Below are 24974 nucleotides of genomic sequence, written 5' to 3'. Positions count from 1 at the left end.
CTGGTGGCGTGCGGTCGCCCGGTTCCGAGCGCCTCGCCGCCGGAAATTCGTCGTGCAAGCACATCTAGCCAACCAAGTCGCGAGAGTGGAGGAGTTCATGGAGTATCGGTGGTCCAATTGCGGCTCGATAACGATACCGTCTGCGTTAAGCGAGGCATGTGCGAGATGGCCTGACAAGGTCTTTCTCGATTTTTCCGGCGAAACGTACACCTATGCGGAGGTTGACCGGGCCTCGACGCGAATCGCCCACGGCCTCATGGCATTGGGTATCGCCCCGGGTGATCGAGTGTGTTCCATGCTCGACAACGGCAGCGATGCCGTCTTCACCTGGTTTGCCGTCAACAAGCTCGGGGCGATCTTCGTGCCGATCAACACCGACATGAAGGGTGAGTTTCTGCGTCACCAGCTGGCGGACGCGGAACCGGAGGTGGTCATCGCCGAAGGTCACTATGCAGGTCGTATCCTGGCCATCGAGAACGGCATACCCGGAGTACACACGCTTGTTTGTCGCGGGCCGCTTCCGGACACGCCGTCACGGCTTGTGATTCACGATCTCGATTCGATCCGCTCGGACAATTTGACCCCCGTCGAGCATTCGTGCAGGCCTGGCGATCTGGCGCTGCTGATCTATACGTCCGGCACAACGGGGCCGTCGAAAGGGTGCATGGTAAGCCACAATTACGTATGCAATTTTGCTGCACGAACCGCGTGGGCTATCGGTCTCGTCCCGGACGACGTCCTGTGGACGCCGTGCCCGTTATTTCACATGGCAGCCGCAAGCTGCATTGTCATCAGCGCTATGCTCACCGGCGCAACCGCGTCGGTTTATCGGCGCTTCTCGGTTTCCAATTTTTGGCCGGAGATTGAAAGAAGCCGCGCTACGGTCACGTTGTTGATCAGCGTCATGCTGTCCCTCGTCCCGAATGCTCCGGATACGGAGGCTTCGCGGCGCTGCCGTGGGCAACTCAGACTCGTCTGGGGTGGGCCGCTCAACGCGCAACTCATAACGGCGTGGAAAGAGCGCTTCGGTGTGCGACAGGTTGCGTGCCCGAGCTATGCCATGTCGGAAGCCGGCCTCATCGTTGCTACGCCTGTCGATACCCCGGACGTGCCCGCGGGGTCGTCAGGTGGGCGTATCGAGGATTTCGACGTCAGAATCGTCGATGACGACGGCGAGGAATGTCCGCCTGGCGTTCCAGGGGAAATCATTTTGCGCCCTCGCAAGCCGGACATCATGTTCCAAGGTTATTGGCGCCGCCCCAACGAGACGCTCGCCGTGAGCCGCAACTTCTGGTTTCATACGGGCGATATCGGCAAGTTCGACGAGAAGGGGTTCTTTTACTTCGTTGATAGAAAAAAGGACTACCTGCGATACGGCGGGGAAAATATCTCAAGCTTCGAAGTCGAGTCTGCCTTCCTCGCTCATCCAGACGTCGCTGAGGTGGCGGTTCATGCGGTGTTGTCTGCCGTCGCGGAAGATGAATTGAAGGTTACGGCAGTCCTCAAGCCTGATGTCTCGTTGACCGAAGAGGCGCTGTGCCGCTGGTCGCTGGACCACCTTCCGCATTTTGCGATTCCCAGATTCATCGAATTCAGGGCTCAATTGCCAAGAACCGCCACGGGCCGAGTCCAAAAATTCGAACTTAGAAGTCAAGGCGTGACCGAGACAACCTGGGATCGGCATAAATCAAATATCGCAGTGTCACGACGGTGACGCCTTTGGTCGTTGCGGCTCGGCATGATGCATCGGGATGTTTCGCGCCGGCGTTGCGGTTTCCGATCGCCGGAGGGCTGCGCATATGAGCAAGTCTGGGTGCGCAGCGGGAGGCGTGAGCCGGGTATTCGCTTGCTAATGTCCTTTCAGGCGCTGGCTCTCGACAGGTCAACGGATAGCGCCGAGGCAGACCCCTTGAATAACTGGAGACAACGGATGGAAGCTCAAGCGACCTACTGGAAGGACTATGGCAAGCCAGAGCCGGGCAGCGTGATCGTCGACCCGCCGACACTTGAGTCAATTCTCGACGCCGACGACGAGGAGCGGGCCGTTCCCCTCAAGAGACGTGGCGACTACCGCCCGGAGCCGCGCCTGATCCCTTACGATCGCTATCTCGATCCGAGGTATGTGCCGCTGGAAGTCGAGCATATCTGGAACAAGCAGTGGCAGCTCGCGTGTCGCGAGGAAGACATCCCGAACGTCGGCGACCGCACCACCTACGATGTGGTCGACAAGTCCTTTCTCGTGGTGCGCACCAGCGCGACGGAGATCAAGGCCTACTACAACAGCTGCCGGCATCGCGCGCGCAAGCTCTGCAGCGGCAAGTCGAACAGTAAGCACATCCAGTGCCCGTTTCATGGCTGGGTGTACGGTCTCGACGGAAAGCTCGAGTGGATTCCGCTGGCGCAGGAATTCCCGCACGTCGACTCCGAGCACAACAGCCTCGTGCCTGTAAACGTGGCGACCTGGGGTGGCAACGTGTTCATCAATCCGGACCCGGCCGCTGCTCCGCTCGAGGAGTCGCTGGGCATCCTCGTCGACCACTTCAAGAACTACCCGATCGAAGAGCGCTACACGGCGATGCGCATCCTCATCAAGGTGCGCTGTAACTGGAAGGCTGCTCAGGAAGCCTTCATGGAGGGCTATCACGTCGTGGAGACGCATGCCGACGGCATGCCGATGTTCGGCTCGGCGGCGACGCAGATCGACATCTGGAAAGACGGCAGGGGCTACGTCAGCCGTTTGTGCACGCCTGGGATGACGACCGACGCGTACATCGCGGACCGCGTGACGCCGCGCGAGGGCCTGGTGCTGTATTGCCACGCGCAGGAACTGCCGCTGCCGCCGGAGGACCGGGGTTTGACGGCCGTCGACGCGCGCCGCTATGCGGCGGAATCAAAGCGGGCCCAGCTGGAGGCGCAGACCGGCCGCGATTATTCCGGCGAGCCTGTCAGCTATTTCATCGACATGGCGAAGTACTTCATGTTCCCCAACTTCCATCCGTGGTGGGGGGAAGGGTTGCCGTGGTGGTACAACTTCACGCCGATCGGCGACAACCCCGATCATTCGTTGATGGAAGTCCGCATCCTGCTGCCCATCCCCGCCAACGGAGAGCGGCCGCCGGTACCCGAGCCGATCGAGCTCGACTTTGACGAGAAGGCCTCGGACCGGCCGGAATTGGGCGCGATGGGCCACATCATCGACCAGGACCTGGCCAACATGCTCGCCGTTCAGCAGGGATTCAAGGCGGCGGCACCGGGCACGGCGTACTTGACGCTTGCCAACGAGCACGAAGCGAAGATCCGCCACTTCTACGAACTGTATGACCGGCTGCTCGGCCTCGATGCGCAAGCAACGACGGAACCGGGCGCGGCGACGGCGCCCATCGTACCGAAACACGATTGAGCGATGGACATGATCGCCCCTGAACGGCTGGCTGCTTCCGCCCTCGCGGAAGGGGAGGGCGTGGCCGTGGAGGTCAACGGCCGCTCGATTCTCGTCTGCCGTTCGGGCGGCCGGCTCTACGCCGTCAGCAACCGCTGCACGCACGCCGGCTCCCGGCTGGTGGGCGGCAAAGTCTGTGACGGCGTCATCACCTGCCCGCTGCACGGCGCGAAGTTCCAGCTTTCGACCGGCGAATGCCTGTTCCGCAAGCTGAACTATGCGCCGTTGCAGACCTTCGCGGTGCGTGAAGTGGACGGCCAGATGGAAGTCGACGTGCCATCTTCGATCTAAGGAGTACGTATCTTGTCTCGCAAGGATGTCAGCCAGCTCCGCTTCCGAGAGCTGAAGGTCGGCGACCGGTTCCACCTCGGAGAGCGCACGTTGAGGCGCGAGGAGATGATCGAATTTGCGTCGAAGTACGACCCGCAGCCCTTCCATCTGGAGGACGCCGCGACAAGGGAGCATCCGCTGTTCGAGCGTATGTCCGCGAGCGGGTGGCACTCGGCGCTGGTTCTCCATCTGTTCATCGCCGACTTCTGGAAACGCACGAAGCTGCGCGGCCTTGCCGGCGCCGGCGTGAGCGAAATCAAATGGGCAACGCCGGTTTACGCAGGCGAGCCGCTGCACGGCGAGATGGAGATCGAGATGGTCCGGGTCTCCGCCTCGAAGCCAGGCCTGGGCCTCGTCACGATGTGCGCCACGTTGCACAAGGCCGACGGGCAGCTTGCCACGCGGCTCAAGATAACCGGCGTGTTCGAGAGCGACTGACGTCGATGACAAATGCCGAAGACCATGCGCTGATACTGGAGCAGCGCGAACCGCAGATCCGCCTGCTGCGCCTCAATCGTCCCGCGCGTTTGAACGCCTTCACTCGTGAGATGGTGGCGGACTTCAACCGCCATCTCGACACATTGGCCGAGGACCGCGAATGTCGTGCGCTGATCCTCACCGGCGCCGGACGCGGCTTCTGTTCCGGCCAGGATGTGGCCGCGGCCGACGAGCGTAACCGTCATGCGCCGAGCGGCCTCGTCGAGCGCATGTATTGGCAGGAGCAGTTCGCCGGCATGAGCGAACGCATTCGCGCGCTGCCGCAGGTCGTGGTTGCGGCGGTCAATGGCCCTTGCGTCGGCGCCGGCATGGCGATCGCGCTGGCGGCCGACGTGAGAATCGTCGCTCGCTCGGCGCGTTTCCTCCCAGGTGCGGTGCGACTTGGGCTGACTGCGGGCGAGAGCGGCATCAGCTACCTGCTGCCGAGGTTGATCGGCGCTTCGCGAGCATTCGAGATCCTGCTGACCGGCCGGCCGATCGAGGCCGACGAAGCTGAGCGCGTCGGCCTCGCGGCACGTCTCGTCGACGACGCCGAACTGCTGCCCGTGGCCGAGCAGTGGACCCGCAGCATGCTCGCCAACAGTCCGTTCGCGACGCAGCACACCAAGCGCATCCTATGGGAGAACCTCGACGCCGCAAGTTTTCGCGCGGCGATCGAACTCGAGAACCGGTCGCAAATCCTCGCGTCGATGACCGACGACTACAAGGAAGCCACCGCCGCTTTCACTGAAAAACGCGCTGCCCGCTTCACCGGCCGTTAGGGCCGCGCCCGCGCCCGCGTCGGCGGTGCGGGCGCGGCGGGACTGCGGACACTCCCGCTTGCCGTGGCAATCTGCCTTTACGCGACACGCGCCTTCGCGCTCTGGATCGTCGCGTCGAAACCGGCTGCCTGGCGCTGCTGTGCTTCGGTGCTCATGTGCGAGAGCTGATGCGTGTCGAAGTGAGCGTTGAGCGCGGCGCGGAAGCCCTGGATGTCGGCCGTGCGGTTCAGCGAGCGCTTGATGAGGCGCAGCGCGAAGGACGATGACTCGGCGATCTTCCCGGCCAGCGCGAGCGTGGCCGTCTCGAGCTCCGCACGCGGCACGACCTGGTTGACCATGCCGATTGCGTGCGCCTCCTGCGCTGACATGCGGCCGCCCGTATAGAGGAACTGCTTGGCCTGACGCAACCCCATCGCCCACGGATGGACCAGCACTTCGACCGCCGCCGCACCGAAGGAGTTGACCACCGGGTCGGCGAAAAACGCGTCGTCGGCGGCGACGATGAGGTCACACATGTTGGCAACCATGAAGCCGGCCGCAATGCAGGCACCTTGCACTTGCGCGATCACCGGCTTCGGTGCATCCCACAGGCGCAGGCAATAGCCGAGATAGCGTTCGTCCTCGAACTCGTAGCGGTCTTCCGGTGTGATCTGGCGGCGATGCATCGCCGCGTCCTTCAGGTCATGGCCAGCGCTGAAGTGGTCGCCCTGGCCGGCGATCACGATCACTCGAATGTCCGGGTCGGCCACTCCCCGCTGGAGCGCGTGGTCCAACTCATCGAGCAGCTCCACGTTTTGTGCGTTGCGGCGTTGCGGCCGGGCGTGAGAGATCCGCGCGACGCGCTCGAGCGATTCGTACTGGATGTTCTGGTAGTCCATGGATTGGCGTGGTCGGTTATCAAGCTGCAGCGGGGGATTCCCGCGGAACGAATTCGACGCGGATACGCGTGATCTTCAACGTCTGGATGTGCCAGCGCCCGTCGCGCCGCGTGTAGGTCTCGTGATAGTGCCCCCAGCCGTGCATCTGTGCGACGGGGCTGTCCGGCAGCCAGACCCGGTCCTCCATCGCCCAGACGGCGCGGGCACGGGTCTCCGACAGGATCTCGATCTCGGGCATGAAACCGATGTGGAAGCTGCGCACGCGCGCATTCAGGCCGCGGCTCACGTAGGCGACGATGGCGTCTTGGCCGATGATCGGCTCGCTCACTGCAGCCGCCATGCCGCTCGCCTCGCCACTCTCGGGGTCGTTGAATGCCTCGCTCACGTCGAACACCGAATCGTCGAGAAACAGCGTGGCGTAGTCGTCCCAGCATTTGGCGTCCATTAGGCGGAAGTAGCGAGCCTTCAGTTCGCGGATCTCATCGGCCCACCGCAGCGTGTCGAGGGAGTTCATCGCGGGCCCGTGCTAGAGGATGCGGCCACCGTCGACCACGACGGTCTGGCCAGTGATGTAGCTGGCGAGCGGCGAGACGAGGAACAACGCCATGTTGGCGACGTCCTCAGGCTGTCCGAGGCGGCCGAGCGAGATGGTGTCGAGCGCTGCCTGCAGGCGCTCGGGACGGTCGGTCGTCACTTTCGTCATCTTTGTCGCGATCATGCCTGGCGCGATGCCATTGACGCGCACGCCTTCACGGCCCCAGGCATCGCCGAGCGTGCGCGTGAGCCCGAACACGCCGGCCTTCGAGGCCGCGTAGGCCGGATTGCCAACGACCGACTTGAATGCGCCGATCGAGCCGATGATCACGATCGAGCCTTGGCGCTCTTTGAGCATCGGGTAGAAGCGCGTCGCCAGATGCATCACGCTCACTAGATTGACGTTCACGACGTGACGAAAGGTCTCGATTTCGAACTCCTTGCGCCGGTACGCCACCGCACCCTGCGCGAGCACAAGGATGTCGAGGCGGTCGAAGGGCGGCCGCCAGGCATCGACTGCAACCGCATCGCTCGCGTCGAGCTGCGCGTAGGCGAGGCCCGTCAGATCGGAGCCGTCCTCGCCCGCGTAATCGGCGGCGCTGGCGCGGGTGCCGCAGACATGGACTTCCGCACCCTGCTTGCGAAAGCGCTGCGCGATGCCGTTGCCGATGCCGCTCGATCCGCCGACGACGAGGGCGGTTTTACCGTCGAGTCGCAAGTCTTCCAAGGGTTCTCCGTTGAGTGGGTTCGTCTGTTCGCTCAGCCGACGTTCCGTTCCTGGTCGCGCCAGTAAGGATCGCGCAGTACGCGCCTGAGTACCTTGCCATTGGGGTTGCGCGGCAACGCGTCGACGATGTCGATCGACTTCGGCGCCTTGTATGCCGCGATGCGCTCGCGCGCCCAGTCGATGAGCCGGGCCGCGTCGATCGTCATGCCCGGCCGGGGCACGATCACCGCCTTGACTTCCTCGCCCCAGCGCGCCGAGGGCACGCCGATGACTGCGACCTCCGCCACATCGGGGTGGCGCGACAGCACGTTCTCTACCTCCAATGGGTAGACGTTCTCGGCGCCGGACACAATCGTGTCCTTCGCACGGTCGAGCACAGTGAGGTAGCCATCCTCGTCGAGCACGCCCACATCGCCGGTGTGCAGCCAGCCGTCGGCGTCGATCGTCTCTGCAGTGGCTTCGGGCCGCTGCCAGTAACCGGCCATCACCGCGCGCGAACGCACGACGATCTCGCCGTTCTGGCCCGCGGACAGCCGCGCGCCGGCGCGGTCGACAATGCCGAGCTCGACGCCGAGCATCGCGCGACCGGCGGACGCGAGGCGATGCGGTTTCGCTTTGCGATGGTCATCAGGTGTCAGCGCGACTACGCCGCCGGACGCCTCGGTCATGCCGTACATCTGTGTGAAGCCGCAGTTCAGCCGCGCGACCGCCTGCGCGAGCAGTGCCGGCGCGATCGGCGAGCCGCCGTACGTGATGTAGCGCAGGTGCGGCACCCGTGTCGCAGCGGCGGCCGGGTGCTCGAGCAACATGCGCAGGGCAGTCGGCGCGAGCAGCATGTGGCTTGCGCGGGAGCTTGCCAGGAGCGCCCAGACCTCGCCGGCGTCGAATTCGCGTGCGATCACGAGTCTCCCGCCGCTGTGCAGCCCGAACAGGCCATAGGCGGTGCCGGCAATGTGGGCCACGGGCATCGCGACAAGACTCACGTCGCCCGGGCCCGGGAACCAGGCAAGCCCGGCGCGCAGCCCCGGTTCGCGCAGCGCGAGCACGTTCTCGTGTGTCAGCATCACGCCCTTGGGCGTGCCGGTGGTGCCCGACGTGTAGATCTGCAGCACGATGTCGTGCACATCTGCGCGCACGGGCGGCGTGGCGCCGTCGTATGAATCGAGCAGCGCCGCCCAGCTGGCCTCGTCGGCGAGCGACATCACGGAGGCAAGCGCGAGCCGCTGACCCAGTGCGCGGCCCTGAGCTTCGAAGGCATCGTCGACGAAGAGGTGGGTCGCCTGCGCATCCCCCAGGATGAAGGCCCATTCATCGGGCGCGAGACGCCAGTTCAGCGGCACGAGCACCAGGCCGGCCTTGGCGGTGGCGAACACGAGCTCGACGTATCGGTCGCTGTTCTTGCCCAGGTAACCGATGCGGCGGCCCGGCTCGGGGCTCAGCCGCCTCAGTGACGCCGCGAGCCGGTCGGTGCGGCGGTGGAATTCGGCATAGGACGTCGAGCGCCCTTCGAAGTCGAGCGCCACGTCGTCCGGCCGAACCTCGGCGTGATACGCGAGCAGGTCCGGCAGAGTTCGCATGCGGGCGAAATCGAGCATGGGCGCGTGCTTCCGCTCAGTCCGCCACGCCAAGGATTGCGCCGCTCGTGGGCACGGCGCTGCCGGCTGTCACCAGAACGTTCTCGACGTTTGCGACCTGGTTGACCGCCGTGCCGCGCAATTGCCGGACCGCCTCCCCGACGCCGTTGAGCCCGTGAATATAGGCCTCGCCGAGCTGGCCGCCGTGAGTGTTGACCGGCAGGCTTCCACCGATCTCGATGTTGCCGTTCTTGACGAAGTCCTTGGCTTCGCCCCAGTCGCAGAAGCCGTAGGCTTCGAGCGACGGCAGCACGGTCGGCCCGAAGTGATCGTAGAGGATCGCGACCTGCATGTCCTTCGGTGTCAATCGCGCCGCCTCGTAAAGTTGGCGCGCGACGAGCTCGCATTCGCCGCGCGGAGCGATGTCCTTCCTGTAGTAGCTGCCGAGCGACATCGTGCCGTCGGGCGAGCCTTGTGCGGCGGCACGGATCAGCACGGGCTTGTGGCGTAGCGACCGCGCCCGTTCGGCGCTGGTCACGACGAGAGCGACGGCGCCGTCGCTTTCCTGGCAGCAGTCGAAGAGACGTAGCGGGTCAGCGATCATGCGCGAGTTGAAATAGTCGTCGCGCGTGATTGGCTTGCCGTGGAAGAACGCGTTCGGATTCGTCGCGGCATGGCGGCGCGCGGCGATCGCGACGTTGGCGAAGTCCTCGCTGGTCGCGCCCGTCTCGTGCATATAGCGGCGCATCGTCATCGCAATCATCGCGGCCGGCGTCTGCAGGCCCTGTCCGCTTAGATACGCAAACAGCACGTTATCGCTGGTCGGAGTCGACGGCAGCATCGGCGTGCCGAACCGGTACTCGGAGCGCTCGTTCATCGCCCGGTAGCAGACGACGACTTCGGCCACCCCGCTCGTGATCGCCATCGCCGCATGCAGCAGCGGCGCGCAGGCCGCGCCACCCCCTCCGGCGATGCGGCTGAAGAACTTCAGGTCGCGCCCGCCGATGTTGCGGAAGATCTCGAACTCGGAGTTGTTGTCGAGCGTGTAAGTCGCCATTCCATCGACTTCCGCGGGGTCGATGCCGGCATCGGCCAGCGCGGAAGTGACGGCCTCGATGGCGAGTTGCAGCTCGCTGCGGCCGGACTTCTTCGAAAACTCCGTGGCGCCGTAGCCCACGATGGCTGTCTTATCCTTGAGAGTCGACATGCAAAGGCCTCGGTAATGTTGGGTCAAGCCGGCTTGAAGCGAAAGCTGGCAACTGCGCCGCGCCGCAGGAACTCCACTTGCACGCGTGCGCCGATTTGCGGCGGCTCGACGCCGCCGTCCATCGCGGCGAAAACACGGATGCCTTCGTCCATCTCGACGAGCACTACCGGGTGCGGCACTTCGAAGTTCGGCAGCTTCGGATGGTGATGGACCGTGTAGCTGAAGATCGTCCCGGTACCGCGCAGCTCGAACGCAGCCCACTCGAGCGAGCGGCATGCGGGACAGGCCGGGCCGGGCGGATTGCGCATCGTCCCGCAGCGGCAGCACTTCTGAACCAATAGTCGCCGCGCTTCCAGGCCGTCGTAATAGAAGTCGAAGTCGCGGTTGGAGCAGGGAAAGGCGTGTGTCCTGGTCTCGGCGGGTGTCCCGGCCTCGGTCGATGTCGCGGCGTACATAGGGTCTCCTCGTACTGGTGAATGCTGTCTGTGGGCCATTCTATGGGCCTGGCGGCACGAGCGGCGCACGCCTTCGTGCACAAGCAATTCCCATTGCGGTACGGAACCTGCCGCGCGAGGCAGCGGGTCAACATAATCCTCATGTCCGTTTTTTATTCGCTGGAGAGGCCCGGCCATGAGCGCCTACGAAGACATCACGCTGAAGGAAGAAGAGGGCATCGCAACGCTGGTCCTGAATCGTCCGCAATCGCTCAACGCCTTGCGGACTCAGACACTTGACGAGATCGTCGACGCGCTGGACACGGTGCGCGATGGCGGCAGCGCTCGCGTGCTGTTGCTGACCGGTGCGGGACGCGCGTTCTCGTCGGGTGCCGACCTGGCAGCCGGCGGTTCCGGCGGCGATCTCGGGGTCAAGGTGGAGCGCTACTACAACCCCATCCTCGAGCGACTGTTCGCACTGCCGCTGCCGTTCGTGACCGCTGTCAACGGACCTGCTGTCGGCGCCGGCTGCGCGCTGGCGCTGGCGGGCGACATCGTCCTCGCTGCGCGTTCGTCCTACTTCCTGCAGGCCTTCGTGAACATCGGGCTCGTGCCGGACGTCGGCAGCAGCTGGCTTCTGCCGCGGCTCATCGGACGCGCTCGCGCCCAGGCGATGATGATGCTCGGCGAGCGCATCGCCGCCGAGCGCGCCGAGGCCTGGGGCATGCTCTACAAGGTCGTGGACGATGACGCGCTGGCGGCCGAATCATTGGAACTCGCACGCAAGCTGGCCGGCGGTCCGACGCACGCTTATGCACTGATCCGCCACGGTATCCGTTTCGCGCTGGACCATTCATTGACCGAGGCGCTCGCGCTGGAGCGTCGCCACCAGCGCCTCGCCGGCCAGACAAGAGACTTTGCCGAGGGAGTCGCGGCCTTCCGGGAGAAGCGGCCGCCGGCATTCACAGGCCAGTGAAGGGAAAGGGCGCCTCGGCGCCCTCGTCGATTCGTGCGGCCCGCTATTCCGTGACCCAATGTACGACGTCATCGAGGGGTGCGCGCCTGGAACGGAACGAGTTGGACGGATGTGTGCCGTCGGCATAGCCGAACGACACGCCGGCCACGATCATGCGGTGCTCCGGAATGTCAAAGTGCGCGTGCATGAAGGGCGCATAGCTCGCCAGTGCGGCCTGCGGGATGCTTGCAATGCCAAGGCTCTGTGCCACCAGCAGCAGGCTGGACAGATAGACGCCGCAGTCGATCGCGCCGTAGGTGCCGAGATCGCGCTCGGACGTGATCAGCAGCATGTGCGGTGCGTCGAACAGCCTGAAGTTCTTCATGGCCTGGACTGCCGAGGCCGCGCGATCGCCGTATGCGATGCCGACGCTCTCGTATAGCTGCCAGCCGACCTCGCGCTGGCGCTCCTTGTACACGCCGCGATAAGCGGCGGGGAAGGGGAAGTCGGGCTGCAGGCTAGGCACGCCGCCGCTCACGCCGGCGTCGGCCGTCGCGTGTGCGAAGAGCGCCTCGCGCAGGCGTTCCGTGCCTTTGCCTTCGGTGACGATCGCCTGCCAGGGCTGCGAGTTGCACCATGAGGGCGAGAGCTGCGCGAGGCTCAGCATGCGTTCGATCACATGGCGCGGTACGGGATCGGGCCGGTAGGCTCGACAACTGAAGCGCTGCGAGAGCAGGCGTCCAAGCACCAGCGAATCGTGCGGCCATGTGCCGTCGGGTGCCTCGGGATCCTGTATTGCGCCACGTAGGTCTACTGTCATTTGCATTACTCCTGGGCCGCCGAGATCGCGCCCCATGTGATTTGTCAGCTGTCAGGCTTCTGCGGCGTCCACCAGTTCACCGACATGCGAGGCGGATAGTCCCCAGCTCTGCAAGACCTCGCGGACAGCCGCGCCAGTGCCCGAGGCCTGGATCGCACCCGGAGTGTGCGAGAAGCGCGGCGCCGGGGCCGGCTGACGGATGCCGTCGATCTCGACAAAGGTCGACCGCGCGATGTTGTGCGGGTCGTGCGCTGCCTCTTGCGCTGTCAGCACTGGCGCAAAGCAGGTGTCGGCATCGCCCATGATCTCCACCCATTGGTCGCGGGTCTTGCTTGCGAAAACCTCGGCGAACGTCGCCTTCATCGCAGGCCAGGCTGCGCGGTCCATCTGATCGTGCCGCAGCTTGCCGGCCAGGCCCATCTTCTCGAGCAGCAGGGCGTAGAACTGCGGTTCGATCGCGCCGATCGCGACGAATCTGCCGTCGGCGCAGCGGTAGGTGTCATAGAACGGCGCGCCGCCGTCGAGCAGGTTCGCGGCGCGCTCCTCCTGCCACTGACCTAGCGCACGCAGCCTGTAAAAGATCGCCGTGAGGTAGCTCGTGCCGTCACTGATCGACGCGTCCACCACCTGGCCCTGCCCGGTGGCACGCGCATGCAGCACAGCCGACAGCAGGCCGACAGCGAGCATCATCGCACCGCCGCCGTAGTCGCCGACTAGATTGAGCGGCGGCACGGGCTTGCCTTTCGTGCCGATCGCATGGAGCGCGCCGGTGATCGCGATGTAGTTGATATCGTGGCCGGCGCGTGGCGCGTAGGGGCCATGCTGGCCCCAACCGGTCATGCGCCCGTAGACGATGCGCGGGTTGCGCTCGAGCGCCGCGTCGGGTCCGAGGCCCAGCCGTTCCATCACGCCCGGGCGGTAGCCTTCGAACAGCACGTCCGCCTTTTCGCACAGCGCAAGGCAGGCAGCCACCGACTCGGGCCGCTTCAGGTCGAGCGACACCGAGCTGCGACCGCGGCGATCGATCTCGACACGCGGGTCGCGGCCGGCGTCGGCACCTTTGCGTTCGATGCGCAAGATGTCGGCTCCCATATCGGAGAGCAGCATGCCGCAGAAGGGCCCGGGGCCGATGCCGGCGAACTCGATGACTTTGAGGCCTTGCAGAGGTCCGCTTGCCAAGAGAGAACTCCTTGTCCTTGATATCAGGTCGATGAATTCGCGTGAGCGCGGTCATGGGGCGGCGACACGCCGCCTTGATCGACGCGGGCGATGAAGTCGAGGATGCCGTGATTGAAGGCATCGTTGCGGTCGCCGGCGACCATGTGGCCGGCTCCGTCGACGTTGACGTATTCGGCCTCCGGGGCGAGCGTGCGGAAATGGGCGACCTGCTCATCGCCCACGATGTTGCTCTGCGCACCGCGGATGAGCAGCGTGGGCACGCGCAGCCGGCGCGTCGCGGCCTCGAGGCGCGACTGCACCGCCAGCCGGTCGAACCGACTGTCCGAGACCAGTCGTGGATCCCAGTGCCAGAAGAAGCGGCCGTCGCGCTGCCGCAGGTTCCGTTCGAGACCGGATACGTCGCGCGGCCGCGGCCGATGGGGCAGGTAGCCGGCCACGGCAACGGCCGCGTCCTCCACGCTCGCAAAGCCGTCGCTATTGGCACGCATGAAGGCGGTAATGTGTGCGCTGCCCTCGACATCGATCATCGGCGTCACGTCGACGAGCACCAGCGCTCTGGCGATCGGCTGCGCCGTCTCGCCGACTGCCGCGAGCGCCGTCATGCCGCCCATCGAGGCGCCCACAAGTATCGGCAGCGGCGGCGTGTGCATGAGGACCGAGCGCAGGTCGGACACCAGCGCGTCGATCGAATAGTCGCCCGCCGGATCCCAGTCGCTCTCGCCATGGCCGCGCGCGTCGAGCGCGACGACGTGATGGCCCGCAGCCACGAGCGCGTCGAACGCGCTCTTCCAGCTATGGCGCGTCTGGCCGCCGCCATGCAGCAGCACGACCGCCGAGCCTGCCGGATCGCCGCCCACATCCGCCGCCACTGAGAGCCCGCTCGCAACGTTGAAACGCCGCATCGCATCGGCTCCTTCAGAAATGCAGCGCGACGGCGCCGAAGGGCCGCTGCGTCGCCATATAGCGCAGCGCCTGCGGCGCCTGCTCGAACGGAAAACTGCGGTCGAACAGGACCTTGATCTTGCCTTCGTCGGCGAACGTGTTGAACACGTCCCAGGCCTCGCGCCATTCAGCCGGCGTGCTGGTGTAGGCGCCGTAGCCCTGGATGCTGCCCCGGTGCAGGATCAGATCAGCCAGCGTGATCGTCGAGGTGCGGCCGGCGGCGAAGCCGAGCGTGATCGTCTTGCCGTAGCGCCGCACGCACTTGATCGCCTCTGCGATGACCTGGCCGCCGACAGAGTCGATCACGATGTCGACGCCTTCCCCGCCATTGCGCGCGTGTATGCCCGACATCATCGATTCCTTCGACAGGTCGATCACGTTATCGAAGCCGGCCTGCGCCGCGGCGTCGGCCTTTGCGCTGGAGCCCGCGGTCGAAAAGACTTTTTTTGCACCGAGCGCCTTGGCGAGCTGGTATGCGGCGTTGCCGACCGAGCCGCCGATGCCCGTGGCCAGCACGGTCTTGCCGGGGGCCATGCCGGCTTCCTTCAGTGCGAAATAGGCAGTCGGATAGGCGACCGCAGCCTGCGACGCGGCGCCGTCCGGTACGGAATCGGGAACACGGCCGAGGTGGTCGGCCTCGACGGCGACGTATTCGGCCCAACTGCCCGGGCGCATGAAGCCATAGACGAAGGCGCCGAACATGACGCGTTCGCCCTTTTTAAACGACGAGCCGCCGGGGTCCTCGACCACGCCCGCGCCTTGGTTGCCGGGCTGGATCGGCAGCACCGCGGCCGGAAAGTTCGCCTCGTTCTCGTTGTTGATGATGGCGTGGTCGAAGGGCACGACGCCGGGGGTCGTCATGCGCACGAGGACTTCGGTGCCGCTGATGCGGGGCTTGTCGGTCTCGATCAGTCTCAGGTCGTCGGTGCCCGTCTGGCCCGCGATGGTCCAGGATTTCATGTTTTTCGTCGTCCTATGGATGTTCAATAATCGTCGGCTGCGGCGTTGCTGCTGCTACTTGCGCCGCCGCACTTCGATGCCCGCCGCCTCACGGTCCCAGGTGCCGGACGTCACGCCTTCTTCGCGCAGGCGGTATTTCAACACCCTGCCGGTCGGGTTCTTGACGAGCTCCGCACGGAACTCGAAGTAGCGCGGCACCGCGAAGTACGGCAGCTTTTCGATGGCCCAATGACACATCTCCACATGTGTCACCGTCGCGCCTTCGCGCAGCACGATCGTGGCCTTGACCTCGTCCTCGCCGCTCTGCCTGCCGACCGCGTGGACGGCGAGTTCCGCGATATCGGGATGCGCGCTGAAGGCGCGTTCGATTTCGAAGCTCGAGATGTTCTCACCGCGGCAGCGCAGGTAGTCCTTCGCGCGATCGACGAAGTACAGGTAGCCGTTCTCGAGCCGGCCTAGGTCACCGGTGTGCATCCAGAGATTTCGCCAGACCTTGAGCGTCTCTTCGGGACGCTTCCAGTACCCCTCGAACATGATGTTGGGTTCGCGCGGCCGGAACACGATTTCTCCGACCTGCCCGTCGGGCAGCGGATTGTCGTCGGCATCGAAGATCATGACCTCGAATTCGTCGGCGACGCGGCCAGCGCAGCCTTCGGGTGGGATCTCATCCGGGCCGACCATCGACAATCGCACGCCTTCGGTCTGGCCATACGACCAGGAGGACACGACCCGCACGCCGAAGCGTTCCTTCCAGATCTTGCGCACCTCGGGCGTGATCGGCACGCCCGAGATCATGTCGAGCCGCCCGTAGTAGCGCTTCATCGCCTCGGTATCGGGGGCATGCGCCACTAGCGGGAAGATCGAGGCCATCAGCAAGGCTTTGGTTGCACCTGCCTGTTCGAGGTCGGACCAGAAGCTGGACACCGAGAAACGCGGCCAGATTGCGCAGCGCAGGCCCTCGACGAGGCAGCCGAGCACGCTGATCAGGGCCGCTCCGTGGAACACCGGCAGACATGTCCATTGGACGTCTTCGGCCGTCATCTGCACGCACCGGTTTTGCTGGCGGCCCTGCATGCACAGGTAGTTGTGGCTCATCATGCAGCCCTTCGACGGCCCGGTCGTGCCCGACGTGTAGAGCAGCGTGGCCAGATCGGCCGGCTTCACGACGACAGGCAGCGGCGCTTCGTCGTTCCCACGGTGCTCGTCGAGCGGGGCGATCGCGATCGGGCACGATGGGAACGGACCTGGGCCGCGGCTCAGGACGAGCTGTACCTCCGGCAGTTGATCGGCGATAGCCACGATGCGCTCCAGGTAGTGCGCATCGCACACGATCAGCTTCGTGCCGGAATCCGAGATCTGGTGGCGCAGGAACTCGCCCTGGTAGGCCGTATTGATGGGCACCCAGATCGCGCCGAGCTTGTTGGCCGCGAACCAGGTCGTGAAGACGTCGATCGAGGTGTCGAGGAGGGAGACCACCCGGTCCCCGTGCTGCACGCCGAGCGCGGCCAGCGCATGGGCGAGGCGGGTCGAGAGGCGGTCGATTTCGCGGTAGCTGTACTTCGTGCCGGCAAGGTCGATGAAGATGCGATCCGGGTTCTTCGCCTCCGCCCTCGCCAGAGCATGGACGACGGTATCACGCGGCCCCGGGCAATAGGACGAGCGTTCCGGCGGGCTCGCCAGGATGGATTCGGCGGGCGGAATTTCGATCGTGGCCATGACTTGCCTTGTCTCCTGTTGAAGTGACGCTTTCGGTGCGCCAGTCATATACGACTGCCCCGCTGCTCGGGACGCAGGGCCGCTGCGAAGCAATATAGAGAAGCAAGTGGCTGCGCGGAAGGGCATTTGCCCGGCATTGCCGCTGCAGTCAAAGCCAATTGCCCACGCAGAGGGGTCGGGTCCGAGGCGGGTGGGGCGGGGCAAATTCACGGCCACCTGTAGATAAATGCGTCGCCGGGCCCTTGGCTATCCTCGACACGGGGAGCCCGGCGCGAACGGCCCGGGAGGCAGCGCAAGCGGAAAGGGGCGCATGGGACCGGGACAATACCGACGACCTCCCGTGCGGCGGTACACATCGCTATCACTGCGAGCGTGCCGCGCACAAGCGTTGCGAAGGCAGAGGCGTTCAACAGACGCGCAACCAACCAGAAATAAAACGACTCCAGCGCCAAGGATGCCCGCGAAGAATGGAGCGCGCTCGCCAGCAATCAATCGCTCGTCGCCCGGAAAGCACTGGAACTCCCCGACTTTAACGCATCGTTCTGAGACCCATCGAAGAAAAGGAGATTAACCAATGAATTGTCTTATCAAATTGACCGCCGTTGCGCTGGCCGTCACGGGATGTCTGTCGGCGTCGGCCGCGGTCAGCCCCGAGGAAGCCAGGCAGCTCGGCGATACGTTGACGCCGTGGGGCGCGGAAAAGGCCGCAAACAAGGACGGCAGCATTCCCGCATACGCCGGCGGGCTGACGAACCCGCCGGCATCGTACGATCCGGCGAAAAAGGGCGTCCTCACCGACCCGTTCGCGGACGAGAAGCCGCTCTACTCAGTGAATGCCAAGAACATGGCCCAGTACGCGGACAAGCTGAGCGACGGTCTGAAGGCCGCCCTCGCGGCGCACCCTGATGCCCGGCTGGACGTGTACCCGAGCCACCGTACCGCGGCGTATCCGAAATGGGTCGTCGACAACACGCTGAAGAACGCGACGCAGTGCAAGGAGGTCGGCGAGAAGCTGGTCAACTGCGTCGGCGGCTTGCCGTTCCCCATGCCCAAGACCGGCAACGAGCTGATCTGGGATCACCAGCTCGCCTTCATGGGAGCGAGCTTCCGTGGGCGCGGCGCGACCGTCTTCACCGGTGCTTCGGGCTCGCCCGTCGTGATGGGCGTCAACGACTACTGGTTCGACTATCCCTACTATTTGTCGAGCAACAACGGCAACAACGTGACCGATTTCGAACGCATCCGCTACGACTATCAGGAGCCGGCACGCGTGGCAGGCGAGAAGATCCTTTTGCATTACAAGATCGAGGATGCTTCGGACAACGTCTGGCAATACATACCGGGCCAGCGCCGCACCCGGCTGTCGCCGGATTTGTCCTACGACACGCCACACCCGCAGTCGGGGGGCGTTGCCGCCATGGACGAGCTCTACGGCTTCTACGGGCCGACAGATCGGTTCGACTTCAAGATCGTCGGCAAGAAGGAGATGCTCATTCCGTACAACAACTTCAAGCTGTACGGTGCCGAGTGTTCGCTGGACAAGTTCTTCCGCAAGGGCTTCCCGAACCCCGACTGCCTGCGCTGGGAACAGCACCGCGTCTGGGTGGTCGAGGGCACGCTGAAGAACGGCAAGCGGCACATCTTCTCGAAGCGCGTCTTCTATATCGATGAGGACACCTACAACGTCGGCGTCTACGACAATTACGACATGTCGGGCAAGATCTATCGCTTCGATGTCCAGATTGGCACGCCTGCATACAACGACCCGGAACTGGGCACGTCGGGGCTGGCCACGTTGCACTTCGATCTGCAGGTGGGCGCATGGGTGATGGACAACTACCCATCGCCCTATACGCCGATAAAGGGAGCCGCGAACATCAGTGAGAAGCTGCCGGAACGCGAGTGGCAGCCCGACGCGCTGGCCGGTGCCTCGATCCGTTGAGGCTTTGCAGTAACGTCAAAACCTCCTGCCCCGATAACGGTGGCAGGAGGTTTTTCAACAGACGACCGGAACAACGACCTCAAAACGTCGTTTGCAGGACCAGCGATACCCAGTTGCGGTCCCAGTATTTGCCGAGACTCGAGTTGCTGTTGCTGAGGGCCCCGGCCGCATCGTTGCTGTGCCGCGCGATGAAGCCGTTATAGGCGAGGCTGACCGTGTACTTTTGGCGGATGTCGGCTGTCAGCCCGATGCTATAACTCCCTTGACCTTGGTTGTCGCCAAACGGAACGGGCGAATTTCCATGCAGGCCGATGCCGACGAAGAGCGGCATTTTCAGGTCCACGCCGTCGAAAACGGAATACCAGATCGGCATGAACTGAACGTCCAATGCATACTCCTGTTTGGTCGGGCAGCCATGATCGAGGGCATTTCCAGGCGAGCTGGTGCCTGCACCGCAGTTCTGCGGCAATCCTAGGAAAAGATGATAGGGATCGTGGGTGACCTTGAGAAGATTCGAATAGTTCACTTCGGCAGTCAGTGTGGCCGAATCGAACAAGGGGGTTTTGCCGAAATAGGCGATGCCGTTGACGACCGCCGTCACGACGTCGCCCTGCGGATGCCAGTCTCCGAGCCCGGTATCCGTAAATACCGGTGCAAAGGAAAAGGTCGACAGCGCGGCGTTTCGGCGATACGTGATATCCGTGCCAACCGACACGCCGGCGATTGACTTTGACAAGCTGAAACCGATCATTTGCGTCCGCGGCGCCGTGTAATCGAGGACCGCGCTAGTCGGGCTGTTCATCACGAGATTCGGAAACTTGCTCGTGTAGTCGCGGAAATAAAACCCGGCGCTGCCATCGAGCCATTCCGGCCGCAGCTTGAGCGCGATGCCCCAGTCGCCCATCTCATTCTTCGGACGCTGCTCGCCGTTGAACGTCACGCCCGGCCCGATGAATGGCAAGAGCGTTCCACCGCCCAAGCTGAAAAAATCCGCCGGACCGAAATACGTTCCGCCGTCGGGCAGCATCGACGGCTTCCAGCCCAGATAGTATTCGCCAGCCAATGTGACGCGATCGGTCAGCGCGGCCGAGAACGAGACCTGGTCCGTCGGCAGGAACAGTGCCTTGGCTTCGGTGCCGGGAGCCGAAAGCGCCGAGCGGACGTCGATGGGCCCTTGGCCGTCAGCCACGCCCCCTACGGTCGAGAAGATCGACTCGCCCCAATAGATGTTGTGCTGGCCGACCTTGATGTCGACCGGCACATTCTCCACATGGACTCGGCCAAAAGCGAATGCGTCGAGAAGCTGACCGGACGGCCCCTCGTTCCAACGCTTGATGTAGTTCGTGTATTGGTTGTTCGGCAGTTGGCTCAGGCCTCGCGACTGGAAAAACGGATCGGGAGCCGCGGAAGCATTGTGGTATGCCTGGTCGTACCAGGCATCGCCGCTGACGCGAAAGCCCCAGTGATCCTTGTAGATGAAATCCATCTCCGAAAGATCGCTGATGCGGTTCGTGACGACGTCGCCGGCCTTCCCGAACTTCCTGTCGGAGGCCGAGGCGGTCGGATCACCCGCGCCCTGTCCGTTTCCGCAAATATTGGCATCGCAGTTTCCAGCGCGAATACCCAAGTTGTATTGGACCGTGTTGTCCCAGCGCATTGAAATATCCGGATTGCCGGTGTCGATCTCAACTGCACCGACCACATCGGGGAGGCAGCAAACGGCCGCCAGCGCGGCGACAAGAGCTACCCGTCTGGACGGGATAGCTAATGTCGTAGTCCTCTTCATCATCAAATGTCTCCTCTCTTTTTACGAGTACGAAGTCGTCGCTACCGTCTTGGCCGGGATCATGCCAGCGCTATTCGTTTTTGCCGCTGCGCGATTCGCGTGACAGGAAATCAAGCCGCCGCGAAGCAGTAGCTCGCGATCTTGTTGCCGTCCGGATCCCGTACGTAGGCGGCATAAGCTGTCGGCGCCACCGGGCGCGGGCCGGGAGCGCCTGCGCATTCGCCACCGTTGGCGAGCGCGCTCTTGTGGAATGCGTCGACCGCGTCACGGCTCGCCGCAGCGAAGCTGACGGTGGCGCCGTTGGCCGCCGTCGCCGGCTTTCCATCGAACGGTTTCGTGACCATCAGCTCGGGTGCTTCGGCGCCATAGAACGATGCTTGTTCCGTATTGCCCAGACGCTTGATGCCGAGCGCGCCGAGGGCGGCGTCGTAGAACGTGCGGGCCCGTTCAATGTCATTGGTTCCGATAACGACGTGGGTGTAGATGGGCATGCTGTGCTCCTATAGCAGTGAGAAATTGAGAAGGGGCGGACCTGTCGCGGCGGGCTTGCCGCACATGCCGGTTCAGCGCCGCAGCCGGGACCGCCGTATTTCCACAGCAGCCTAGTGCAGGCCCCCTGCGGCGACTTGCTTGTGCAAGAAGTTCGCCGTGTCTCTGAGCGCTGGTGCCTGCAGTCCGAAAACGAGGCGCGGCGTGCAAAACCGAATGCCGCCGGGGGCAAATCGGATCTTTGGTCGCCGCCTACACTCGTCTGCATCTGTGCTGGTTGACCTATGCGAGGTGGCCGCCGTGCCAGCTGCCTGCGCCTACCCATCAAATGGATGACTCTCATGGCAAAGCTCGTTTTCTTCCTCAAGCGCAAGTCGGACATCACACCCGAGCAGTTCCGGGAGCACTACGAAAACAGCCACGTCCGGCTTGCCCAGAAGTACATCGGCCACCTGCTGACCGGGTATGTGCGCAATTACCCGACGTTCGCCGCGCTGGATCCGAGCAACGTGCCGGCCGGCACGCAACCGAGCCCGCATGACATCGGCTACGACGCAATCACCGAGATGCGCGTCAAGGACATGGCCGCGATCGAGGAGATCGGCCGCATCTTCAACGACCCGGCGATCCAGCCGGTCCTGAAGGCCGACGAACGCAAGTTCCTCGACGACAAGGCCACCGTGATGATTCTTTGCGACGAGCGAGACACCGGCGTCGCGTTCACGCAAGAGCCGACGACCGTGCTGGCTTGACGAAAAGACGGAGTGCGACAGACATGAGCGAGACGTATGACGTCGTGATCGCCGGCTCGGGCGCGGCCGGCATGGCCGCCGCGGTGCGTGCGCAGGATCTTGGCCTGACGGTGCTTGTTCTCGAGAAGGCGCACAAGTTCGGCGGCACTTCCGCGACGTCCGGCGGCGTGCTGTGGATACCGAACCATGGTCTCGGCACCGACGACAGTCGCGAGGAGACGATGCGCTACCTCGATGGGGTCATCGGCGGCCCGGTGCGTCGTGACCGCCTCGAAGCCTTCGTCGATGAAGGGCCGAACATGGTTCGCTACCTGCAGTCGATCGGCATGCAACTGCAGGTCATGCCCTGGTCCGACTACTTCTCTGAAGCTGCTGGCGCTCGCGCCGACCGTTCGCTCGTCTGCCCGATGTATGACGGCCGCAAGCTCGGCCGCGAGCTTCACGTGATGCGCGAACAGTTCACGCGGTTCAAGCTGTTGAACCGGTACACGATGGACTTCGGCGAGGCATTTGGCATTTCGTCGAAAGCGCCGGGTTGGAAGCGGCAGCTGGCGTGCGTCGTTGGCCGGTACTGGGCCGACCTGGGCACGCGCGGCGTCACGCGGCGCGATCGCCTGTTGAGCCTTGGCGGCGCCCTCATTGGGCCAATGCGCAAGCGGCTGTTGGACCGCGGTGTCGAGGTGCGGCTCGGTGCGACGGTGAAGGCGCTAGAGGTGACGCACGGCCGCGTGACCGGTGTCGAGATCGAGCACCTCGGCCAGCGTCGTATCATTGGCGCGCGCCACGGCGTGGTCGTCTGCGCAGGCGGCTTCGAGTGGAACCAGGAACTGCGCAACCATTACTTCAGCCTGCCCGGCGACACGACGTGGAGCAGCACGCCGGAGGAAGCCAACCGCGGGGAGGTGCTGCAGGCTGGTCTTGATATAGGCGCCGACGTGGAATTCATGGAAACCGGCTGGTGGGTGCCGACGATGCGCCGGCCGATCGACGGCGTTTCGAATTTCGACGAGATCCATCAAGCGGTATTCGACGTGGGCCGGCCGCACAGCGTTTGCGTGAACCGCAATGGCGACCGGTTCGTCGACGAGGCGTGTGGTTACGATCGCTTTGGCAATGCGATGATACAGGACCAGTTGAAGACGGGCATGAACGCGCCGTGCTGGCTGGTGTTCGACGCCGCGTTTCGCAGGAAATTTACGGCCGGCGGATACATGCCCTCGCCGATCATGCCGGATCGAAAGATTGCGCCAGATCATTGGGACCACTACATCTTCAAGGCGCCGACCGTGGTCGAGCTGGCAAAGAAGATCGCACTCGATCCTGGCAAACTGCAGCAGGTCGTCGCGAAGATGAACGAGTACGCGCGCACCGGCGTCGACCCGGAATTCGGCCGCGGCAGCACCGATTACGACCGCTCGTTCGGGGACGCTACCGTCAAGCCCAACCCGAACCTTGGACCGATCGATCAAGCGCCTTTTTACGCGATCCAGATCAATCTCGGCGATCTCGGCACGAAAGGTGGGCTCAAGGCCGATGCCCGTGCACGAGTGCTCGACACGCAGGGTCGGCCGATCCCTGGGCTTTATGCGGCGGGCAACGCGTCGGGCTCGCCGTTCGGCAACTGCTACCCGGGCGCTGGCGGTACGATCGGGCCGGCGATGGTGTTCGGCTACATCGCCGCAAACGACATCGCCGAACATGCCCGCGCCGCGCGTTTGACCTCTCAGGCGTTAACGTCTGTGTCCGACTAGTAGCCCTCGTCCCTATTCGACTCACCTCCTGACGGCGACCATCACCTTGTCGCGGGAGCTGCCGTGCCGCATCGATTCCAGCCGGCCTGGCAGCTCGTCGAGGGGGATCGTTTCGCTCAGCATCAAACGCGGCTCGACGTGGCCGGCCTCGAGCGCCGCGAGGGCGGCGGGCGTCGGGTGTCGATGCACAGTAGGCGAGCCAGGCCTCGTCGAAAGTCGGCACCGGTGCGAATCCGATCGGACGATGAGGTCATCGATAGGCTCTGTGGTGATGCGTGAACGAAAAATCCCGGCCGGCTCAATTGAAAACTCGCGCCGCCCTGTTCAGGTGCTCCCGGCATTCCCGCACCATGCGTTCGATCAGGGTTCGGCAATCGGGAATGTCGTCGATGAGACCGACCACCTGGCCGGCCCAGATCAGGCCCGCATCGGGTTCGCCGGCCTCGAGCGCGGCCCGGCCGCGCGCGCCGCTTACGAGAGGCTGGATCTCGCTGAACTCGACGCCGCCCGGCCGCCGCTCCATTGCGACTACCTGGTCCGACACGCTGTTCTTCAACACGCGGCCGGTGTTCTTCATCGTGCGGAAGACCAGGTTCGTGTCGCGCTCGGTCCTCTCGACCAGCATCCGTTTGATCGTCTCGTGAATCGGCGCTTCGACCGTGGCGCAGAAACGCGTGCCCATGTTCACGCCCTCGGCCCCGAGCGCCAGCGCGGCAGCGAGTCCGGCGCTGTCGCCGATGCCTCCTGAGGCGATCACCGGGATCTTCAGCTTGCGCACTGCCAGCGGAATCAGCACCAGGCCCGGCACGTCGTCCTCGCCCGGATGGCCGGCGCACTCGAAACCGTCGATCGAGACGATGTCGACTCCGTGGCGTTCGGCCGTGAGCGCATGGCGCACTGCGGTGCATTTATGCAAGACGGTGATACCGGCCGCCTTGGCTTTGTCGATGAAGACCTTGGGATTGTTGCCCGCGGTCTCCAGTACCTTGACGCCCGAATCGATCACCACGTCGAGGAAATCCTCGTAAGGCGGCGGCTTGGTGCTCGGCAGGAAGGTGAGGTTTACGCCGAAGGGCTGGTCGGTCATGCCGCGGCAGCGCGCAATCTCATCGGCCAGGGCTTCGGGGGATGGCTGCGTCAGCGCGGTCAGCACGCCCAGGCCACCGGCGTTGGAAACGGCCGCGGCCAGCTCGGCGCGACCGACCCACATCATGCCGCCTTGCACGATGGGGTAGCGAATGCCGAGCAGCTCGGTGACGCGGGTGCGCAGACGGGCCGGGGTGTCTGTCGTGCTCATCGG

General features: G+C 64.3%; 23 protein-coding genes. 9 read left to right on the top strand and 14 right to left on the bottom strand.

Translation table 11 applies throughout. The features are described from left to right. The first annotated feature begins 97 nt into the window (after positions 1-97). The 5 genes from FAZ95_RS15090 (at position 98) to FAZ95_RS15070 (ending at position 5028) form a co-directional block, all read left to right on the top strand. Positions 98-1714 carry an AMP-binding protein gene (locus tag FAZ95_RS15090; protein WP_137333196.1) on the top strand — a complete coding sequence of 539 codons (1617 nt, stop codon included), beginning with the start codon at positions 98-100 and terminating at the stop codon, positions 1712-1714. A 216-nt stretch (positions 1715-1930) separates the two neighbouring features. Next, positions 1931-3400, top strand: a complete 1470-nt coding sequence (locus tag FAZ95_RS15085) for an aromatic ring-hydroxylating oxygenase subunit alpha (protein ID WP_175425617.1) — start codon at positions 1931-1933, stop codon at positions 3398-3400. Positions 3401-3403: 3 nt separating this feature from the next. Next, positions 3404-3730, top strand: a complete 327-nt coding sequence (locus tag FAZ95_RS15080; RefSeq protein ID WP_217497406.1) for a Rieske (2Fe-2S) protein — start codon at positions 3404-3406, stop codon at positions 3728-3730. Between the two features lie 12 nt (positions 3731-3742). Beyond that, positions 3743-4207, top strand: a complete 465-nt coding sequence (locus tag FAZ95_RS15075; RefSeq protein ID WP_137333194.1) for a hotdog family protein — start codon at positions 3743-3745, stop codon at positions 4205-4207. A 5-nt stretch (positions 4208-4212) separates the two neighbouring features. Beyond that, positions 4213-5028, top strand: coding sequence for an enoyl-CoA hydratase/isomerase family protein (locus FAZ95_RS15070; RefSeq protein WP_137333193.1), 816 nt, complete (start codon positions 4213-4215; stop codon positions 5026-5028). Positions 5029-5105: 77 nt separating this feature from the next. Here FAZ95_RS15070 and FAZ95_RS15065 read toward each other — a convergent pair whose 3' ends face one another. Genes FAZ95_RS15065 through FAZ95_RS15040 form a run of 6 tightly spaced genes read right to left on the bottom strand, consistent with a single transcriptional unit; the run spans position 5106 to position 10403 of the window. Next, on the bottom strand, positions 5106-5906 hold the full coding sequence (locus FAZ95_RS15065; protein ID WP_137333192.1) for an enoyl-CoA hydratase: 801 nt from the start codon (positions 5904-5906) through the stop codon (positions 5106-5108). Positions 5907-5925: 19 nt separating this feature from the next. Continuing rightward, positions 5926-6420, bottom strand: coding sequence for a nuclear transport factor 2 family protein (locus FAZ95_RS15060; RefSeq protein WP_137333191.1), 495 nt, complete (start codon positions 6418-6420; stop codon positions 5926-5928). A gap of 12 nt (positions 6421-6432) precedes the next feature. Beyond that, positions 6433-7167 carry an SDR family NAD(P)-dependent oxidoreductase gene (locus tag FAZ95_RS15055; RefSeq protein WP_137333190.1) on the bottom strand — a complete coding sequence of 245 codons (735 nt, stop codon included), beginning with the start codon at positions 7165-7167 and terminating at the stop codon, positions 6433-6435. Positions 7168-7199: 32 nt separating this feature from the next. Beyond that, the gene (locus FAZ95_RS15050) at positions 7200-8762 is read right to left on the bottom strand and encodes a long-chain-fatty-acid--CoA ligase (protein WP_137333189.1); all 1563 of its coding nucleotides are present in this window, start codon (positions 8760-8762) and stop codon (positions 7200-7202) included. 16 nt (positions 8763-8778) lie between these two features. Continuing rightward, positions 8779-9948: a lipid-transfer protein gene (locus FAZ95_RS15045; protein ID WP_137333188.1), complete on the bottom strand. Its 1170-nt coding sequence runs from the start codon at positions 9946-9948 to the stop codon at positions 8779-8781. Positions 9949-9971: 23 nt separating this feature from the next. Beyond that, entirely contained in the window at positions 9972-10403 is a 432-nt protein-coding gene (locus FAZ95_RS15040) for a Zn-ribbon domain-containing OB-fold protein (protein WP_175425616.1), read from the bottom strand. 175 nt (positions 10404-10578) lie between these two features. On the opposite strand from FAZ95_RS15040, the gene FAZ95_RS15035 reads away from it, so the two are divergent. Beyond that, on the top strand, positions 10579-11358 hold the full coding sequence (locus FAZ95_RS15035; protein WP_137333186.1) for an enoyl-CoA hydratase-related protein: 780 nt from the start codon (positions 10579-10581) through the stop codon (positions 11356-11358). A gap of 43 nt (positions 11359-11401) precedes the next feature. Here the strand turns inward: FAZ95_RS15035 and FAZ95_RS15030 are convergent, their stop codons facing one another. The 5 genes from FAZ95_RS15030 to FAZ95_RS15010 all read right to left on the bottom strand — a co-directional run bounded on the left by FAZ95_RS15030 (position 11402) and on the right by FAZ95_RS15010 (position 16954). Continuing rightward, positions 11402-12157: a nitroreductase gene (locus FAZ95_RS15030; RefSeq protein ID WP_137333185.1), complete on the bottom strand. Its 756-nt coding sequence runs from the start codon at positions 12155-12157 to the stop codon at positions 11402-11404. 51 nt (positions 12158-12208) lie between these two features. After that, complete coding sequence (locus FAZ95_RS15025; RefSeq protein ID WP_254699716.1) at positions 12209-13264, bottom strand: CaiB/BaiF CoA transferase family protein; 1056 nt, start codon at positions 13262-13264, stop codon at positions 12209-12211. A gap of 95 nt (positions 13265-13359) precedes the next feature. After that, positions 13360-14238 (bottom strand): alpha/beta fold hydrolase, encoded by an 879-nt coding sequence (locus tag FAZ95_RS15020; RefSeq protein ID WP_137333183.1) that lies wholly within the window; start codon positions 14236-14238, stop codon positions 13360-13362. 13 nt (positions 14239-14251) lie between these two features. Then, positions 14252-15238: a quinone oxidoreductase family protein gene (locus FAZ95_RS15015; protein WP_137333182.1), complete on the bottom strand. Its 987-nt coding sequence runs from the start codon at positions 15236-15238 to the stop codon at positions 14252-14254. 54 nt (positions 15239-15292) lie between these two features. After that, the gene (locus FAZ95_RS15010; RefSeq protein ID WP_137333181.1) at positions 15293-16954 is read right to left on the bottom strand and encodes an AMP-binding protein; all 1662 of its coding nucleotides are present in this window, start codon (positions 16952-16954) and stop codon (positions 15293-15295) included. Positions 16955-17528: 574 nt separating this feature from the next. On the opposite strand from FAZ95_RS15010, the gene FAZ95_RS15005 reads away from it, so the two are divergent. Further along, positions 17529-18896, top strand: coding sequence for a DUF1329 domain-containing protein (locus tag FAZ95_RS15005; protein ID WP_137333180.1), 1368 nt, complete (start codon positions 17529-17531; stop codon positions 18894-18896). Positions 18897-18975: 79 nt separating this feature from the next. Here FAZ95_RS15005 and FAZ95_RS15000 read toward each other — a convergent pair whose 3' ends face one another. Continuing rightward, entirely contained in the window at positions 18976-20682 is a 1707-nt protein-coding gene (locus FAZ95_RS15000; protein ID WP_175425615.1) for a DUF1302 domain-containing protein, read from the bottom strand. A 110-nt stretch (positions 20683-20792) separates the two neighbouring features. After that, positions 20793-21173 carry a VOC family protein gene (locus tag FAZ95_RS14995; protein ID WP_137333178.1) on the bottom strand — a complete coding sequence of 127 codons (381 nt, stop codon included), beginning with the start codon at positions 21171-21173 and terminating at the stop codon, positions 20793-20795. Between the two features lie 339 nt (positions 21174-21512). On the opposite strand from FAZ95_RS14995, the gene FAZ95_RS14990 reads away from it, so the two are divergent. Further along, complete coding sequence (locus FAZ95_RS14990; RefSeq protein WP_175425614.1) at positions 21513-21923, top strand: EthD domain-containing protein; 411 nt, start codon at positions 21513-21515, stop codon at positions 21921-21923. Between the two features lie 23 nt (positions 21924-21946). After that, entirely contained in the window at positions 21947-23674 is a 1728-nt protein-coding gene (locus FAZ95_RS14985) for an FAD-dependent oxidoreductase (RefSeq protein WP_137333176.1), read from the top strand. 298 nt (positions 23675-23972) lie between these two features. On the opposite strand, the gene FAZ95_RS14980 is transcribed toward FAZ95_RS14985, so the two are convergent. After that, on the bottom strand, positions 23973-24944 hold the full coding sequence (locus tag FAZ95_RS14980) for an NAD(P)H-dependent flavin oxidoreductase (protein WP_137334564.1): 972 nt from the start codon (positions 24942-24944) through the stop codon (positions 23973-23975). Positions 24945-24974 lie beyond the last annotated feature (30 nt).

This window comes from Trinickia violacea (genome assembly GCF_005280735.1).
Lineage (GTDB): Bacteria > Pseudomonadota > Gammaproteobacteria > Burkholderiales > Burkholderiaceae > Trinickia_A > Trinickia_A violacea.
Note: the sequence above shows the minus strand (reverse complement) of the source record. Positions and strands in the feature narration are given on the sequence as shown.

Coding starts and splice junctions, on each gene's coding strand:
- FAZ95_RS15090 (WP_137333196.1), top strand. CDS start 98: ATGGAGTATCGGTGGTCCAATTGCGGCTCGATAACGATACCGTCTGCG.
- FAZ95_RS15085 (WP_175425617.1), top strand. CDS start 1,931: ATGGAAGCTCAAGCGACCTACTGGAAGGACTATGGCAAGCCAGAGCCG.
- FAZ95_RS15080 (WP_217497406.1), top strand. CDS start 3,404: ATGGACATGATCGCCCCTGAACGGCTGGCTGCTTCCGCCCTCGCGGAA.
- FAZ95_RS15070 (WP_137333193.1), top strand. CDS start 4,213: ATGACAAATGCCGAAGACCATGCGCTGATACTGGAGCAGCGCGAACCG.
- FAZ95_RS15065 (WP_137333192.1), bottom strand. CDS start 5,906: ATGGACTACCAGAACATCCAGTACGAATCGCTCGAGCGCGTCGCGCGG.
- FAZ95_RS15060 (WP_137333191.1), bottom strand. CDS start 6,420: ATGAACTCCCTCGACACGCTGCGGTGGGCCGATGAGATCCGCGAACTG.
- FAZ95_RS15050 (WP_137333189.1), bottom strand. CDS start 8,762: ATGCTCGATTTCGCCCGCATGCGAACTCTGCCGGACCTGCTCGCGTAT.
- FAZ95_RS15045 (WP_137333188.1), bottom strand. CDS start 9,948: ATGTCGACTCTCAAGGATAAGACAGCCATCGTGGGCTACGGCGCCACG.
- FAZ95_RS15040 (WP_175425616.1), bottom strand. CDS start 10,403: ATGTACGCCGCGACATCGACCGAGGCCGGGACACCCGCCGAGACCAGG.
- FAZ95_RS15035 (WP_137333186.1), top strand. CDS start 10,579: ATGAGCGCCTACGAAGACATCACGCTGAAGGAAGAAGAGGGCATCGCA.
- FAZ95_RS15030 (WP_137333185.1), bottom strand. CDS start 12,157: ATGACAGTAGACCTACGTGGCGCAATACAGGATCCCGAGGCACCCGAC.
- FAZ95_RS15025 (WP_254699716.1), bottom strand. CDS start 13,264: ATGCTGCTCTCCGATATGGGAGCCGACATCTTGCGCATCGAACGCAAA.
- FAZ95_RS15020 (WP_137333183.1), bottom strand. CDS start 14,238: ATGCGGCGTTTCAACGTTGCGAGCGGGCTCTCAGTGGCGGCGGATGTG.
- FAZ95_RS15015 (WP_137333182.1), bottom strand. CDS start 15,238: ATGAAATCCTGGACCATCGCGGGCCAGACGGGCACCGACGACCTGAGA.
- FAZ95_RS15010 (WP_137333181.1), bottom strand. CDS start 16,954: ATGGCCACGATCGAAATTCCGCCCGCCGAATCCATCCTGGCGAGCCCG.
- FAZ95_RS15005 (WP_137333180.1), top strand. CDS start 17,529: ATGAATTGTCTTATCAAATTGACCGCCGTTGCGCTGGCCGTCACGGGA.
- FAZ95_RS15000 (WP_175425615.1), bottom strand. CDS start 20,682: ATGAAGAGGACTACGACATTAGCTATCCCGTCCAGACGGGTAGCTCTT.
- FAZ95_RS14995 (WP_137333178.1), bottom strand. CDS start 21,173: ATGCCCATCTACACCCACGTCGTTATCGGAACCAATGACATTGAACGG.
- FAZ95_RS14990 (WP_175425614.1), top strand. CDS start 21,513: ATGGCAAAGCTCGTTTTCTTCCTCAAGCGCAAGTCGGACATCACACCC.
- FAZ95_RS14985 (WP_137333176.1), top strand. CDS start 21,947: ATGAGCGAGACGTATGACGTCGTGATCGCCGGCTCGGGCGCGGCCGGC.